Here is a 14,140-nt window from a genome sequence, read left to right on the forward strand (position 1 = left end):
CGCCTTACGCATGGCGGCCGCCAGCGTTCGCAGCGGGAGGAAGCAAGCTGCCCCGCCCGCTCAAGGCGCTCAGAAACGGTAGTCCAGCGCACCAAAGGTCGTCAACTCCCGGCGGCGTTCGGTCACCGGGCTGCCCGCGGCGTAGTGTTCGAGGCGTCCGAGGGTCGCGTTCACCGAACCCACCCAGTGCTTCGAGAAGTCGTGCGTCGCGGCGAACGTCACGTGCAGATCGCGCACGCCGGAGCCGGCTTCGTATTGCGGCAGCCCGGACGCCGTGCTCTGCGCCGCCGAAACGCCGAACAGCGTGCGCGTGTAGACGGCGCTTGCCCATGTGAGCCCCGGGCCGACCGAGAAGAGCCAGCCCTGCAGCGGCAGCGACGCGTAAAGATCCGCGCTCGCCGTCGTGCCCTGGCCGTCGCCGCTGATGTCCTGGTACACCGCCACGGCGCCCGTGAACGCCCACACGGTGTAGTCGGCGAAGAGGCGCAGCTTGGGGCCGTCGTCCACGTTGCCGAGCCCGCGCAGATGCGGGTCGTCGGACGCCGTGCGCGACTGGAAATCGAAGCTCAGCGAGGCGCCCACATGGTAGTTCTCCGACGAGATCACGTTCACGCCGAGCACGTCCGGGCCCTGCGAGAAGATGCGGTCGCGCCAGGAAATGTCGAGCGCGGGGAACGGATAGACCTTCAGGCGGTTGGCGCCGGGGTACTGCGGCGCGAGATAGAAGCCGGGGCCGATGGCGATCTTCCAGTCGGAATCGGCAGTCGTGGTTGCGGTGGTTGCGGTGGTGCCGGTGCTGGCCGCCGACGCGGTGGTGCTGTCGTCGGCCCAGGCATGCTGCGCCATCGCCAGCACCGCTACCGCCGCCACCGAACACACCAGCCGTTTCCTCCCTGCGAATGCTGCGAATGGCGTCATCGCTGGCCCACCGCCGCCAGTTGACGCAGGCGCCGGGCCAGCGCCTTCGAGACGACCGGCTGGCCGCCCTCCCTGCCCGCGCCGCGCGCCACTTCGCTTTCGCGCAGGAACACGGCCGTTTCGCGCGCGACGATCTCGCGCTCGTTGTCCGAAGTGATCATGTGGTAGGAGTCGTCGAGCCACACGGTGCGCAGGAAGCTCGCGCCGATGTGGTCGATCACATAGCGCGGGTTGCGCGGGCTCGAGGTTTCGTCGTCGATGGCGTGAATCACGAGCGTATCGTTTTCGATGGCCGACACTTCCCTGCGCGCGGCGCGCGAAAGGCGCGAGGCCTCGTGCAGCGCGAGCAGCGAGATGGTGGACGGCCCGACTTCGCTGAACGCATTGCGCTGCATCGCGCGGGCGATCTTCGCGCGCAGCGCTTCGTTTCGCAGTCCGAATGGTTCGGCCTCGCGGTAGCGGTAGCGGCTGCGCAGCGGCGTGTAGTACGCCCAGTCGAGCAAAAAACGATACCAGGGAATCGCCCAGCCGTCGTAGCTGAGCGTAAGCGAGAGAAGCACGAGCGCCTGGGCATTCGGGCGGGCGCGGATCAGCCGCAGCGCGAGCGCGCCGCCAATCGACAGGCCGCAAACCGAAACCCGCTCGTAGCGCGCCGCCAGTGCGTCGAATTCGCGCACCGCGTTTTCGACCCAGCGCTCCATCGGTAGTTCGAGCGAGCCGGCGCTGTAGCCTTCGATCACCGGCACACAGACCGTGAAGCCCTCGCCCTGCAGATAGCGCGAGAGATAGCGCAGTTCGAGCGGCGAGCTCGCCAGCCCGTGCAGCAGCAGGACTGCGTGGCCGTCGCCTTCGCTGAAGAAGCGCGTGGACGGGCCGGCGGCCGTGGACGGCGCCTCGACGGCCGCCGGTTCGAAGGCTACGGTTGCCACATCAATGCTCCATGCGCAGCACGAGGAAGTCGCCTGCGTGTGTCGTGAACCGGTCGCACCGGCAGTGGGCGAGCCGGAATTCGCTCTCGTGCGGGGGCCGGCGCAGGCGCACCCGGTGACCGCCGGGCCAGAGCGCATTCGTGAGGCGCTGGATGTCCTCGGGATGCACGGCCTCGAAGAGCGGCCCCGGCGCGATTTCCGCCGCATGGGGCAGCGCCCACGACGTGCTCTGGCCCACGCTCGCGCGCGCGGCCGCATCGCGTTCGAGCGCCTTGATGAGGATGAGTTCCTGATGATGCTGCGCGAGATGGTGCAGCAGCCGGTGTGTTTCATCGACGGCGCGCCGCGCGAGCGCGCGCTCGTTGTCGTGACGCAGCAGCATCTCGTAGCGCGACTGGGCAACGGAAGCGATCAACTGCGCGCGGAACTGCTCGCGCCGCAAGCGCTCGATCAGCGTAATGACGATGAGGGAAACGAGCGGATGCGCGATCACCAGGATGAGATCGCGATGATCGAAGTAGGTGATGTTCGCGTACGGCGGCACGAACAGATAGTCGGCAATGCCGAGACCCAGCATCATGACCATCAAGGCAGGCCCGAGGCCGAGGAAATACTCGACCAGTGCCGCGGCGATGCCGAACGTCGTGCTGGGCATCACGGGACCGAGGAACGGATGGAGCGCAAGGCGCAGGCCGCTGGCCGCGACGAGCGCGCAGAGTGCAAGGAGCCACCGGCGCCTTCCCCGCGGCGCCCAGTGCCTGGCATTACGGACTTTCATGATCTGTTGAAAACGGGCCTATATCGGGGCCGCGGCGCACGAATGACGCCCCGCAGGCGGCAGGCCTTGCGTTGTAATAAGTAAGAAACGGTGTACCCCGAAGACTTGAAGCTTGCGCCACGGTGCGCGTCTCGTTCGCGCAAGGCACCGGGGATCGAACGTTAAATTTTAAGGTCGCTCATATTACCACTGATTACTTGCAAAATTTGTCTGAAAAATTGCGGCTTTCCCCAATATGGCGACCCGCCCGGCACCGGGTTACGGACGACAAACGAATCGCTTTCGTCCGCTTGAAAAGGTGCGTCATGACGTGCCGGAAAAAGCCGAGCGACGACCGCGCGCACCCTGAAACACCGCGGCAAAAACCCGCTCAGCCAGTGCGCACGAGCAGGCGGCAAGGATGCCGGGCGCCCAGCGCTTCGGTGGTTAGGGCCGCCGCCCGGTAGCCGCTTGCCGCCCGGGTCGTGTAGTCGAGAAATGGCCGTGCGTCGGGCATGTCGGTGTTGTCCGCGACAATCAGCGCACCGCGCCGCAAACGCGGCTCGACGAGTTGCAGCACGGGCAGATAGAGCGACTTCGCGCCGTCGAGGAAGACGAGGTCCAGCGTGTCGGGCAGACCTGCGGCCAGCGTCTGCTGGGCGGGGCCGGTGCGGATCTCGACCCGGTCGGCCAGGCCGGCCTCGGCCAGATTGAGGGCCGCGCGGCGCGCCTTGGCGTCGTCCAGTTCGGCGGTGACGAGGCGCCCGCCGTTCTCGCGCAAGGCCGCCGCCAGCCAGATCGCCGAAATGCCGAAGGAGGTGCCGAACTCCACGGCCTCGCGCGCCGCCGTAGCCCGCGCGAGCGCGTAAAGCAGCATGCCCAGATCGGGCGTGACGGGCATATAGGCATCCTTCATGGCGCCGTAGAAGGCCGGCGCGCCTTCGTCGAGGCCGCGCCCCGTGGCGGCTGCACGCGCGACGGGGTCGACACGCAGCGCGTCGGCATAGAGGCGGCGCAGCGTCGAATCGACACGCGCGTCGCCGATAAAATAGGATGGCAATATTTCCGGGTGCATCGAGGTGTCCTCCGTGGGTTGAACACGGCGGATGATGCGCTGGCTGGCCAATCGACGATTGTATGGACACGACACTCCTGGACCCGCAACCCGCTGCCCGCCTGATGGCCTCGCGCGCGCTCTTCGATGCGCTCGCCCCGTCTCGCGCCGACGCCTGCCATCCGGCTGCGCAGTTTGCGCAGGCCGTGGCGCGCGTGGTCAATGGTCTGGTCGCCCATGAGGTTTATGCAAACGCCGCGAGTGCGGCGTCGGCCGGCGGGCTCACGCCGCGGCAGGCGCGCGCGAACCTCGCCCGCGCCGCGGCCTGCGACGCGAGTCCGCTGGCCGCGCTCTTTCCGGCCGGGCTCGCGACCCGCGCTTTCGAACAGCGCTGGAACGCCTTGAACGAGGCCGCGCGTTTTGGTGTGGCGACCACCGTGGCAGCGCCCGGAACCCGGGCGGCGGCGATTCACCGAACCCCACGCACACGGGAGGAGGACAACCCGCTGCGCGCAGCGCTAAGCGAGTGCTGCATCGAGTGGCTCGCAACGCGCTCGGCCGAGGACGACCCGACGGGCGAGCAGGCGCTGGTCTCGCTCTCGTTGCGGCTCGGGCAGGAGCGCGGTGCCGCTCATGAAGTCGCGGCCTACCTCTATACCGAACCGGAAGCGGACCTGGAAACCTGCGCCGCCGAACTGGCCGTCACCCCGCGCACGCTACAGCGCCAGTTGGCGCGCGGCGGTCTCGCGTTCGGCGTGCTGCGTCAGGCAGTACGCCTGACGATTGCCGGGCAGCGCCTGCGCAGCCGCGCCGGGTCGATCACGGCCACGGCACATGCCGCCGGCTTCTACGATTCGGCCCATTTGACGCACGCGTGGCAGGACGCATGCGGACTCACACCCTCGGCTTACCGGGCCATCGCGACGATCGCGCGCGCGTAGCGGGCCACCCGCGCCCCGCACCGCTCATTGCGGCGGCCGCACCTTGAGCGCCACGCCGTCGGCCACCTGCTGCGCGGCACTCGTGAGCGCCTTGCGCTCGTCGCCGCGCGAGAGGACGAACTTCGCAATCGCCACATAAGGGTTGAGCGCCACGGCCGCGCCCGGCAGATGCTGGCCCGACTGCCCTTCCACTTCCTGATAGAGCGGCGTGGGCGTGGCCTGCACGGCGAGATCGTCGGCGGCAAAGGCCACTTCGAACTGGCTCTTGCCCGAGTTGAACCCCACCATCGCGCGCCGCACGCGATTGCCTTCATCGACGCTCAGGAACACGCCGCGCACGAGCCAGCCCTGCGCGGGAGCGGCACTGCCCGCCGGCAGCCGGCGCGCGTCGATACCCTTCTTGCGCAGATCGTCGACGACCTTGTCGGACATGGTGGCGACGATCTCCGGTGCGCTCATCTGCGGGTCGCGGCGGTGCAGCAAGCCGCCGCCGGGCAGAATGCCGCCCGCGAAGCGGCGCGCCTGATCGACGGGATTGGTGTCCTGCGTGACCTCGGCCGTATCGAGCTCGAAGTCGCTCACGTACACCACCGGCGCCGGCCCCGGCGGCGTGCCCAGGGTCTGCGCCTCGGCCCCCGGCGCAAACGCCGCCAGCCAACCCACGATCAGCAAACCGAAAAAACCGAACCCACGCGAAGCTCTCATCGGGCGCTCCGGGCAAAGAGAGGGCGATGCCGTCATTCTGCCCGCACCGGGCGCCAGCCTCTCGCCAGGTGCGCACCGGGTACCTGGCCGGTGCGCCCGCGGCAATGCGCTTACTTCGTGGTGTATCCGCCGTTGATGAGAATGGTCTGCCCCGTGATCCACCAGCCGTCGCTCACCAGATGACGAATGAACGGCACCACGTCTTCGATATCGGTCAGCCCCGTCTTCGAGAAACCGGAAAGCGCGGCGGCTGTCTTGTGATAGGCCACGGCATCGGCACCTTCGGCCGGATAGAAGAACGGCGTGTCCATCGGGCCGGGCCCCACCGCGGTTACCGAAATGCCGCGCGCGCCGAATTCCTTCGCCGCCGCGCGCGTAAAGTGCTCCACCGGTGCCTTCATGCCCGCATAGGCCGCATAGAACGGCGTGAATGCGCCCAGCAGCGACGTCACGAGCGTTACCACCTTGCCGTTGTCGTTCACGTGCTTGCCGGCTTCGCGCAGGAAGAAGAACGCCGTCTTCGCATTCACGGCGGCCATTTCGTCGTACTCCGCCTCGGTGATCTCGGTAAAGGGCTTCTTCAGCACCTTGCCCACCGTGTTGATCGCAATATCCGGGCGCCCTACGGCGGCCACCGCATCGGCGAAGAGCTTTTCGACCGCCGCCGCCGAGGTGAGATCGGCCTGGATCGCCACCGCCTCGGCGCCTGCCGCCTTGAGCGCCGCGACCGTTTCGTCCGCGGCGGCCTTGGTGCCTGCGCTGTTGTAATGGATCGCCACCGCCTTCGCACCGTGCTTCGCCAGATCGCGCGCAATCAGGCCGCCCAGGTTTTTCGCGCCGCCTGCGATCAGGACGGTTTTGCCTTCGATGCTGTGGTTCGCCATGACTCATTCCTCCGTAGTGCAGCCGCCCCATGCGGCTGCTCGATGTCGTCGATGATATAGTCCAGAAATTGGGTATAAAGCCGCTATTTCTGGAATCACCATCCAGAAATAGCGAACACTGATTCCCCTACTTTCGTATGACCTGCTGCTCTCCGCCGGAACGCATTCGTGGATCGCATTGAACTCTTTCGTGTCTTCGCGCGCGTGGTGGAATGCGCGAATTTCACGCGTGCCGCCGATACGCTGGGCCTGCCGCGCTCCTCGGTTTCAGCGGCCGTGCAGGAACTGGAGGGGCGCGTGGGCGCGCGGCTCCTGCATCGCACTACGCGCAGCGTTTCGCTCACGCAGGATGGCGCCGCGCTCTACGAGCGCTGCCTGCGCCTGATTGCCGACGTCGAGGAAACCGAGAACCTGTTCCGCCACAGCGCCGTGGGGCCGAGCGGCCGCCTGCGCGTGGACGTGCCGGGGCGCATCGGGCGGCTGATCGTCGCGCCCGCGCTGCCCGCGTTCCTCGCCGCGTGGCCGAAGATCGACATCGAACTCGGCACCACGGACCGCGCCGTGAACTTCGTGGAAGAGCGTGTCGATTGCGCCCTGCGCGTGGGCTCGCTGCACGATTCGAGCATGATCGCGCGGCCGGTCGGCAACTTCACGCTCATCAACGTCGCGAGCCCCGGCTATCTGGCGCGGCACGGCACGCCGCGCACGCCCGCCGATCTCGCTGCGCACTGGGCCGTGCAATACGCCTCGCCCTCGAGCGGACGCATCGCGCCGTGGGAGTGGCGCGAAGGCGAGGCCACGCACACGATGGCCGTGCCGGGCCGCGTGACCGTGAACAATGCCGAGGCGTATATCGCCTGCTGCCTCGCGGGCCTCGGCCTGATCCAGATTCCGGCCTACGACGTGCAAACGCATCTGCACGCCGGGGAACTGGTGGAAGTGCTCGGCGCGCAGCGCGCGGCACCCATGCCGATGACCCTGCTCTACCAGCACCGCCAGCATCTGTCGCGGCGGCTTCAGGTGTTCGCGGAGTGGCTGGAGGCGCTGCTGCGCGAGCGGCTTGCCGGCGATCCGGCGTGACGCCGCTGGAAACCTGCTCGCCGTTTATTCTGTAGACCTGATCAATCGATCAAACCAGGCTGCACGAACCGTTCGCCTGGCGCGCCGGCATCCACGAAGCGGTCCCTGCAATCCCGCGCCGATCAGGCCGCGAGACGCAGCCCTGCTCACTTGGCGAAGAGCTGCCCGATATCCTTGAACGCCTTGAATTCCAGCGCGTTGCCGCACGGATCGAGCAGGAACATCGTGGCCTGCTCGCCCACCTGCCCCTGGAAACGGATGTACGGCTCGATCACGAACTTCGTGCCGAACTCCCGCAGCCGTTCCGCCAGCGCCTCCCACTCGTTCCACGGCAGCACGATGCCGAAGTGCGGCACGGGCACGTCGTGGCCGTCCACCGGGTTCGTGTGCGCGTGCTCCTGGGAAGGCGTTTTCGGATGCTCGTGAATGACGAGCTGGTGCCCGTAGAAGTCGAAATCCACCCACGCGCTGCTGGAGCGGCCTTCCGGCAGCCCGAAGACGCGCCCGTAGAAGTCTCGCGCGGCGGCGAGATCATAGACGGGGATGGCCAGGTGAAACGGGGAAAGACTCATGGTGCGCTCCGCAGGATGCTGTGCCGTACCGTGCCGGCTGCAACGGCGGGCACGCTTGCGCGCGCCGCCGGATGCGACCGGATGCGGCCGGACGTGACGAGGAAATGGGGAGATGGTAGAAGCCGCCAACGAAAAATAAAATCAATATATAGTTTTCAGAAATATAAATGGAATTTGTGAATGATCCGGGAACTGAAAACGCTGACCGCGGTGGCCCGCGAAGGCACCTTCGCCGCCGCCGGCAAGAAGATCGGCCTCACTCAGGCGGCCGTGAGCGCGCAGATGCAACGCCTCGAAACCGAACTCGGCTTTGCGCTCTTCGACCGCGAAGGCCGCACCGCGCGCCTGAACGCGCGCGGGCAGCAACTGCTCGTGCAGGCGCAGGAGGTACTGCGTCTTTATGCGGGGCTCAGCGACGTCAACGTGGATCCGGCGGTGGCGGTGCGGCTCAATGTCGGCGCGATCGCCTCGGTCCAGCGCTCGCTGCTGCCCGATGCGCTCGCCGACTTCTTCCGGCAATGTGCGGGCGCGCAGGCGCGTGTGGTGCCGGGCCTGTCGTCGGAGCTCATCAACATGGTGGATATCGGCGACCTCGATCTGGCCGCCGTTATCCGGCCGCCGTTCGCGCTGCAAAGCGACCTGCGCTGGACGCCGCTCGCCCACGAACCGTTCCGCCTGATCGTGCCGCGCGCCGTGCGCGGGCGCGACTGGATCGAGCTGGCCACGACGCTGCCCTTCATCCGCTACGACCGCAGTTCGTTCGGCGGCCGCCAGGTGGACCGGTTTCTGCGCCGCATGCAGCTTGCCGTGTGCGAGGTCTGCGAGCTAGACGAACTCGAAGCGATCGTGAGGCTGGTGGGCAACGGGGTGGGCGTGGCGCTCCTGCCGCAGACCGATGCGCACGGCCGCTGGCCCGCAGGCGTGCGCGCCGTCGATCTGGGCGAGCACACGTTTCACCGCGATATCGGGCTCGTCCACCGCGACCCGCGCCAGATGAGCGACGCGGCCAATGTGCTCGCGGGCATCGTGGCGCGACACGCCCACGCGTTGCACGCGCCCGCACGCCGGAGCGCCGATCCTGCCCCGAAAGCAGCCGGCAATTCCGGTTAAACTTGCGTGATGGACACATGCCGTTACTGCGGAAAAATGCGTGACGAATGGGACTGTCACGGCCAGCAGTGCCGTACTGCCATCGCACGCGCGCTGAAACGCCAGCGCCGGGGGCTGCCGATGGTAGCCAACGTGATCCGCAACGAACTTCCCGCTCATGCCAGCACCGGCGAGGTGATCGCCGTGCTTTCGCGTCAGCGCATGCGCGCGCGCCGTGGCAATGAAGAGCGCCGCGAGCGCAAAGCGCTCGACAACGCCGACGGCGACTGACACCCCGCGACACCCCGCGGCCCGGGCGCCCGCACTCCATCCGCCTCCCACCCGCTAGCCGCGCCCGGCTTCCCCCGCATCGTTGCCCGGCCCCAGCCCGGCAAACGCTTGCGCCAGAAAATCGACGCACACCCGCACCTTCGCCGACTGCGCGAGCCGCGCGGGATACACGGCCCAGACGTTGGCCGGCTGCGTGACGCCGGGCAGCACGCGCACGAGCCGCCCGCTGTCGAGGAGCGGCTGCACGTCCCAGACCGAACGCAGCACGATGCCCCGCCCGGCCAGCGCCCACTGCACCGCCACTTCGCCGTGATTGGTCGAAAGCGGGCCCGTCACCTTCGCCGATACCGTCTCGCCCTTGAAGTCGAGCCGCCACACGCCGAACGGGTGGTCGCGCTCCTTGATCGCGAGGCACGCATGCGAAGCGAGATCGGCAATCTGCCTGGGCGCGCCGTGCCGTTCGAGGTAGGCGGGCGCCGCGCACAGCACGCGATGGTTCGACGCCAGCCGCTTTGCGATCAGATGCCCGGCAATCTCGTCGCCGATGCGCACGTCCAGGTCGAAGCCCTCGCCCGCCACATCCACGAGCCGGTCGAACAGTTCGAGCCGCACGTTCAGTTGCGCGTAGCGTTCCGAAAACCCGGCCAGTGCAGGCGCGACAAAATTACGCCCGAAACCGAAGCTGCTCGACACGCGCAGGGTGCCGCGCGGAATGCGCCGCGTGGTCGAAACGTCTTCCACGAGGTGATCCACGTCGTCGAGAATTTTCTCGGCCCACGCATAAACGCGCTCGCCGGCCTCCGTCACGGCCACGCGGCGCGTGGAGCGGTGCAAGAGCCGCGTGCCGAGGCTGGCCTCCAGGACGCCCACGCGCTTGCTCACGTAAGCCGCCGAAACCGAAAGCGCTTCGGCCGCCGCGCTAAAGCTGGACTTGCGTGCGACGGTGCAGAAGACGCGCAGGTCGTCGAGTTCGGGCGTGGCGGGGATTTTCATGAGGGCTGCGCGTGGCGAGTGGAAAAACCCCGGCGATTTTACGCGCACGCGCGCTGGCAAGAACCCGGGCGCTCAGAAGGCGTGGCGCATGCCGATGGTTTCCCCAGCCTCACTCCCCTTAAAGCGCGGCCGCGATCGCTTCACCCACAGCGGTCGTGTTCGCCGTTCCGCCCATATCGGGCGTGCGCGGCCCTTGCACGAGCACCTGCTCGATCGCGCGCATGATCGCGTCGTGCGCCGCCTTGAACTGCGCGTCGCCGTTGCCGAGGAACTCCAGCATCATCGCGCCCGACCAGATCATCGCCACCGGATTGGCGATCTGCTTGCCGAAGATGTCGGGCGCCGAGCCATGCACCGGCTCGAACAGCGAGGGGAACTTGCGCTCCGGGTTCAGGTTCGCCGAAGCCGCGAGACCGATGGTGCCCGTGCAGGCGGGGCCGAGATCCGAAAGAATGTCGCCGAACAGGTTCGACGCCACCACCACGTCGAAGCGGTCGGGATTGAGCACGAAGCGCGCCGAGAGAATGTCGATATGCTGCTTGTCCCACTGCACCTGCGGATACTGCTCGCCCATCGCGGCCACGCGTTCGTCCCAGTAAGGCATGCTGATGGAAATGCCGTTGGACTTGGTGGCCGCCGTGAGTTTCCTGCGCGCACGCGTGCTGGCCAGGTCGAACGCGTACTTGAGAATGCGGTCCACGCCGTGGCGCGTGAACACCGACTCCTGCAGCACGAACTCGCGCTCCGTGCCCTCGAACATCTTGCCGCCCACCGAGCTGTATTCGCCCTCGGTGTTCTCGCGCACGACGAAGAAGTCGATATCGCCGGGCTTGCGGTTCGCGAGCGGGCACGGCACGCCGGGCAACAGACGCACCGGGCGCAGGTTCACGTACTGGTCGAATTCGCGGCGGAACTTGAGCAGCGAGCCCCACAGCGAGATGTGGTCGGGCACCTTCTCGGGCCAGCCCACGGCGCCGAAGTAGATCGCGTCGAACGTGGACAGCGTGGCGAACCAGTCGTCGGGCATCATCTTGCCGTGCTCGAGGTAGTAGTCGCAGCTCGCCCACTCGAAGTGCGTGAATTCCAGCGCAAGGCCGAATTTCGCCGCGGCAGCCTCCACCACGCGCACGCCCTCAGGCATCACTTCCTGGCCAATGCCGTCGCCCGGAATGGCGGCAATCCTGAATGTCTTGCTCATGTCTCGTTCTCCGTTGCCGGCGCGGACCGGCATTGGCCCGCGCTTCATTTCCGCCAGCATGCCTGAAAACGCCGCAGAGATAACCCGCGCCGGCGTGCAGTCATTCAACACGAAACGTGAACAATGAGGGCTTCTTGTGCGCCCTGGACCCGCCGGCGCTCAAAGCCCGACGATCTCCTGCTGGTACGTCCGGCACGCACGGCGCACGTCTTCGAGTTCGTGCAGTACCGGCAGGGTGGCCATCGCGCGGAAACACGCGTCGCGGGCCGCGAGCGCGCCCACCAGCAGGAGGCGCGTCGCGTTCGCCAGCCGGAAGATCGCTAGAATGGCGGGACTCGCCAATGGAATGGACAATGGATATCAACGGGTGTCTTGCCTTCGTCGCGGTAGTCGAGCGCGGCTCGTTCGCCGCCGCCGCGCGCGAGTTGGGCTTGCCGCGCTCCACGGTGAGTGCGCGCGTCGCGGCGCTTGAGGCGCGTCTGGGCGCGCGGCTGCTGCGGCGCACCACACGCCAGGTCGCGCCCACAGCCGACGGCGAAGCCTGGTACGCCACCGTCTCCGACGCCATCCGCACGCTGCGCGAAGCCGACCGCCGCGGCCTCGCGGGCCATGCGGCGCTCGCCGGGGCGATCCGCCTGAGCGTCCCCCCCGACTTCCCCAACGATCTCCTGAGCCGCGCGATCACCTCGTTTCTCGACCCACACCCTCTGGTGCAGATCGACGTGCACGTGGGCAACGAAGGGGAAGATTTCGTGGGCGGCAATTTCGATCTCGCCGTGCGTGGCGGGCGGCCCGGCAGCGAAGAAGCCGTGGCACGGCGCATCGCGGGATTCCGGCTCGGCACCTTCGCGAGCCCGGACTGGCTCGCGGTGCATCCGCCGCGCACCGAGCGCCTCGCTTTCGCGCCCTCCTTCTGCGATCGCCCCCGCCATGGCGGCGCCAACGTGCGCGTGACGGCAACGAGCTTCGCACTCCTGCTCCAGCTTGCGATCGACGGTGCCGGCGCCGCCGTGCTGCCCGTGCATCTGTGCACCGAAGCCGTGGCGGCCGGCCAGCTTGTGGAGATCGTCGAGCCTGGCGCCGCTGCGCCGGAGGCGGACCTCTTCATCGTCTATCCATCGAGGCGCGATATGAGCGCACGCGCACGCGCCTTTGCCCAGCATCTGGCCGCCACGCTGGAAACGGGCGGCGGGATCAGCGCCCATGCGTTGCGCCCGGCGGGCCGGGAGACTGCGCTCGCGTGGGAGCAGCGTGCGGCCAGCCTCGTGAAACGCATCGAATCGAAGAAATAGTGGAGCATGCTGCCCGGCGCCGCCCCGGCACCGGATTGCGCATTATTTCAGATTCCTAATTATCAGCAAGGGCGAAAGCTCGACCCGCTTCGTGCGCAGCCCGGTCGGCACTGTCACCCGCGCCGACCGCTACGAGCCCGACTCGAACCAGTACGGCAATCCGCGGACTGATTCCGCCCGCGGGTTTCCCCTCCCCTTTTCCTCTCTCCCAAAGCTTACACGCACGCTTTGCGCGTGGCGCAATCCGCAATCATTACGCCGCGATGACAGGCTGGAGACTCAAGAATCACTACGAAACGCAACAAAAAAGCATTGAAATCGACGTAACGGATTTGGGATAATCGAGACGCTGTTTCGGGGTTGCGTATCGTCTCGCGTCAACGACCAGAATTAAAAAAACGAAATAAAATCATAATGTTAATACACCGTTACTTTTGCATTTCCCTTCAATCTTCCGTAGATCGAAGGGAACTGATGATGGACCAGTTCCACAGGGCGGGGATCGAAGCTGAGTTCTTCGACGGCATTCTGATTCCCGACGGCAACCCTCACGCTGCGGCACAAGCGGAAGGGGTGTCGCTCGGCAAATTCGCGCGCAGCCTGACCCGCGGGGAATTGGGCTGTTACTTCAGCCATCGCCGCCTCTGGCAAGCCCTCGTCGATTCGAACTGCGACGCCTTCGTGATCATGGAAGACGACATGGTTCTCGAAGACGGCTTTCGCGAAACGGTGGAAACCGTACTGAGCGGCAAATGGGATTTCGATCTGGTTCGCCTCGGGCCGCTCAGGCCGCACGAGCGCAGCTACGTGGACGTCGATCTCGGCATTGGCCGCAGGGTGTACTGGACCCGGCGCACCGCACTCGGCATGGGCTGCTACACCATCACAAAGGACGCGGCGCGGGCCATGCTGCACGCCACGAGCACGATCGTCGGGCCGGTGGATTACGACGTCGATCGCTGCTGGGTGCACTCGCGCAAGGTTCAACTCGTCTATCCCGTGGCGGCCAGAATCATGAACCTGCCGACCACCATCGAAGGCCGCGTGGATGATCGCGACCGCGCGATCGGCTTCCACGAAAAATGGTGGCGCCGCTATACCAAGCACCGCTACAGGTTTTTCGTCACGATGCAGCGCCTTGGCGCAAAGCGCGCGGCGCAACGCGATGCCGGCGTTCATGCGGCGATCGGCAACGGCCAGCGTGCGGTTTTCGCGCGTGCGAAAACCGATCTGCGCGAGCTGATGGCGCTGGTGGCCGAAACCGAACGCTACGACGCCACCCTCGCCGCGCGGCCGGAGACGAAACCGACTCCGGTGGCCAGCGAGGAACGTCGCCGCAAGGAATCGCGCAAGCGGGAATTACTTAAGAAGTACGAACTGATTTGATGGTCCGCTGGCGGTCTGCGGAGAGATCGCTAGCGCCCGGAGCAAGCAAGG

At 66.9% G+C, this 14,140-nt stretch carries 16 protein-coding genes; 6 read left to right on the plus strand and 10 right to left on the minus strand.

Annotated features, from left to right (window positions below):
• Positions 1–69: 69 nt before the first annotated feature.
• The 4 genes from BFE01S_RS15405 to BFE01S_RS38705 form a co-directional block, all read right to left on the minus strand.
• Positions 70–918: a MipA/OmpV family protein gene (locus tag BFE01S_RS15405; protein WP_084169877.1), complete on the minus strand. Its 849-nt coding sequence runs from the start codon at positions 916–918 to the stop codon at positions 70–72.
• The gene (locus tag BFE01S_RS15410; RefSeq protein ID WP_028226300.1) at positions 915–1,847 is read right to left on the minus strand and encodes an alpha/beta hydrolase; all 933 of its coding nucleotides are present in this window, start codon (positions 1,845–1,847) and stop codon (positions 915–917) included. The genes BFE01S_RS15405 and BFE01S_RS15410 overlap by 4 nt, the downstream gene beginning before the upstream one ends.
• Before the next feature lies 1 nt (position 1,848).
• Positions 1,849–2,625 carry a DUF4118 domain-containing protein gene (locus tag BFE01S_RS15415; RefSeq protein WP_028226301.1) on the minus strand — a complete coding sequence of 259 codons (777 nt, stop codon included), beginning with the start codon at positions 2,623–2,625 and terminating at the stop codon, positions 1,849–1,851.
• A gap of 370 nt (positions 2,626–2,995) precedes the next feature.
• Complete coding sequence (locus BFE01S_RS38705) at positions 2,996–3,679, minus strand: O-methyltransferase (RefSeq protein ID WP_063834419.1); 684 nt, start codon at positions 3,677–3,679, stop codon at positions 2,996–2,998.
• 62 nt (positions 3,680–3,741) lie between these two features.
• Between BFE01S_RS38705 and BFE01S_RS15425 the strand changes: the two genes are divergently transcribed.
• Entirely contained in the window at positions 3,742–4,599 is an 858-nt protein-coding gene (locus BFE01S_RS15425) for a helix-turn-helix domain-containing protein (protein ID WP_028226302.1), read from the plus strand.
• Between the two features lie 24 nt (positions 4,600–4,623).
• Here BFE01S_RS15425 and BFE01S_RS15430 read toward each other — a convergent pair whose 3' ends face one another.
• On the minus strand, positions 4,624–5,304 hold the full coding sequence (locus tag BFE01S_RS15430; RefSeq protein ID WP_052420881.1) for a DUF4410 domain-containing protein: 681 nt from the start codon (positions 5,302–5,304) through the stop codon (positions 4,624–4,626).
• A gap of 110 nt (positions 5,305–5,414) precedes the next feature.
• On the minus strand, positions 5,415–6,188 hold the full coding sequence (locus BFE01S_RS15435) for an SDR family oxidoreductase (RefSeq protein WP_028226304.1): 774 nt from the start codon (positions 6,186–6,188) through the stop codon (positions 5,415–5,417).
• Positions 6,189–6,356: 168 nt separating this feature from the next.
• On the opposite strand from BFE01S_RS15435, the gene BFE01S_RS15440 reads away from it, so the two are divergent.
• Positions 6,357–7,268, plus strand: a complete 912-nt coding sequence (locus tag BFE01S_RS15440; protein ID WP_028226305.1) for a LysR family transcriptional regulator — start codon at positions 6,357–6,359, stop codon at positions 7,266–7,268.
• Between the two features lie 146 nt (positions 7,269–7,414).
• Here the strand turns inward: BFE01S_RS15440 and BFE01S_RS15445 are convergent, their stop codons facing one another.
• Positions 7,415–7,840 (minus strand): VOC family protein, encoded by a 426-nt coding sequence (locus BFE01S_RS15445; RefSeq protein WP_028226306.1) that lies wholly within the window; start codon positions 7,838–7,840, stop codon positions 7,415–7,417.
• A 180-nt stretch (positions 7,841–8,020) separates the two neighbouring features.
• On the opposite strand from BFE01S_RS15445, the gene BFE01S_RS38710 reads away from it, so the two are divergent.
• On the plus strand, positions 8,021–8,950 hold the full coding sequence (locus BFE01S_RS38710) for a LysR family transcriptional regulator (RefSeq protein WP_084169879.1): 930 nt from the start codon (positions 8,021–8,023) through the stop codon (positions 8,948–8,950).
• A 9-nt stretch (positions 8,951–8,959) separates the two neighbouring features.
• Positions 8,960–9,220 (plus strand): hypothetical protein, encoded by a 261-nt coding sequence (locus BFE01S_RS15455; RefSeq protein WP_028226307.1) that lies wholly within the window; start codon positions 8,960–8,962, stop codon positions 9,218–9,220.
• 54 nt (positions 9,221–9,274) lie between these two features.
• On the opposite strand, the gene BFE01S_RS15460 is transcribed toward BFE01S_RS15455, so the two are convergent.
• From BFE01S_RS15460 to BFE01S_RS15470, 3 genes are all read right to left on the minus strand, one after another.
• Positions 9,275–10,213: a LysR substrate-binding domain-containing protein gene (locus BFE01S_RS15460; protein WP_028226308.1), complete on the minus strand. Its 939-nt coding sequence runs from the start codon at positions 10,211–10,213 to the stop codon at positions 9,275–9,277.
• Between the two features lie 118 nt (positions 10,214–10,331).
• Entirely contained in the window at positions 10,332–11,411 is a 1,080-nt protein-coding gene (locus BFE01S_RS15465) for a tartrate dehydrogenase (protein WP_028226309.1), read from the minus strand.
• A gap of 159 nt (positions 11,412–11,570) precedes the next feature.
• The gene (locus tag BFE01S_RS15470) at positions 11,571–11,765 is read right to left on the minus strand and encodes a hypothetical protein (protein WP_156967023.1); all 195 of its coding nucleotides are present in this window, start codon (positions 11,763–11,765) and stop codon (positions 11,571–11,573) included.
• On the opposite strand from BFE01S_RS15470, the gene BFE01S_RS15475 reads away from it, so the two are divergent.
• Complete coding sequence (locus tag BFE01S_RS15475) at positions 11,765–12,703, plus strand: LysR family transcriptional regulator (RefSeq protein ID WP_028226311.1); 939 nt, start codon at positions 11,765–11,767, stop codon at positions 12,701–12,703. The two genes, BFE01S_RS15470 and BFE01S_RS15475, sit on opposite strands and share 1 nt — an antisense overlap.
• A gap of 360 nt (positions 12,704–13,063) precedes the next feature.
• Positions 13,064–14,089, plus strand: coding sequence for a glycosyltransferase family 25 protein (locus tag BFE01S_RS15480; RefSeq protein ID WP_156967024.1), 1,026 nt, complete (start codon positions 13,064–13,066; stop codon positions 14,087–14,089).
• Positions 14,090–14,140: the final 51 nt, after the last annotated feature.

It is taken from the genome of Paraburkholderia ferrariae NBRC 106233 (assembly GCF_000685035.1).
In the GTDB taxonomy this organism is placed as follows: Bacteria; Pseudomonadota; Gammaproteobacteria; order Burkholderiales; family Burkholderiaceae; genus Paraburkholderia; species Paraburkholderia ferrariae.

Bases quoted from the DNA above. Each gene is read 5' to 3' on its own strand.
- BFE01S_RS15405 (WP_084169877.1), bottom strand. From the start codon at position 918: ATGACGCCATTCGCAGCATTCGCAGGGAGGAAACGGCTGGTGTGTTCG.
- BFE01S_RS15415 (WP_028226301.1), bottom strand. From the start codon at position 2,625: ATGAAAGTCCGTAATGCCAGGCACTGGGCGCCGCGGGGAAGGCGCCGG.
- BFE01S_RS38705 (WP_063834419.1), bottom strand. From the start codon at position 3,679: ATGCACCCGGAAATATTGCCATCCTATTTTATCGGCGACGCGCGTGTC.
- BFE01S_RS15425 (WP_028226302.1), top strand. From the start codon at position 3,742: ATGGACACGACACTCCTGGACCCGCAACCCGCTGCCCGCCTGATGGCC.
- BFE01S_RS15430 (WP_052420881.1), bottom strand. From the start codon at position 5,304: ATGAGAGCTTCGCGTGGGTTCGGTTTTTTCGGTTTGCTGATCGTGGGT.
- BFE01S_RS15435 (WP_028226304.1), bottom strand. From the start codon at position 6,188: ATGGCGAACCACAGCATCGAAGGCAAAACCGTCCTGATCGCAGGCGGC.
- BFE01S_RS15445 (WP_028226306.1), bottom strand. From the start codon at position 7,840: ATGAGTCTTTCCCCGTTTCACCTGGCCATCCCCGTCTATGATCTCGCC.
- BFE01S_RS38710 (WP_084169879.1), top strand. From the start codon at position 8,021: ATGATCCGGGAACTGAAAACGCTGACCGCGGTGGCCCGCGAAGGCACC.
- BFE01S_RS15455 (WP_028226307.1), top strand. From the start codon at position 8,960: ATGGACACATGCCGTTACTGCGGAAAAATGCGTGACGAATGGGACTGT.
- BFE01S_RS15460 (WP_028226308.1), bottom strand. From the start codon at position 10,213: ATGAAAATCCCCGCCACGCCCGAACTCGACGACCTGCGCGTCTTCTGC.
- BFE01S_RS15465 (WP_028226309.1), bottom strand. From the start codon at position 11,411: ATGAGCAAGACATTCAGGATTGCCGCCATTCCGGGCGACGGCATTGGC.
- BFE01S_RS15475 (WP_028226311.1), top strand. From the start codon at position 11,765: ATGGATATCAACGGGTGTCTTGCCTTCGTCGCGGTAGTCGAGCGCGGC.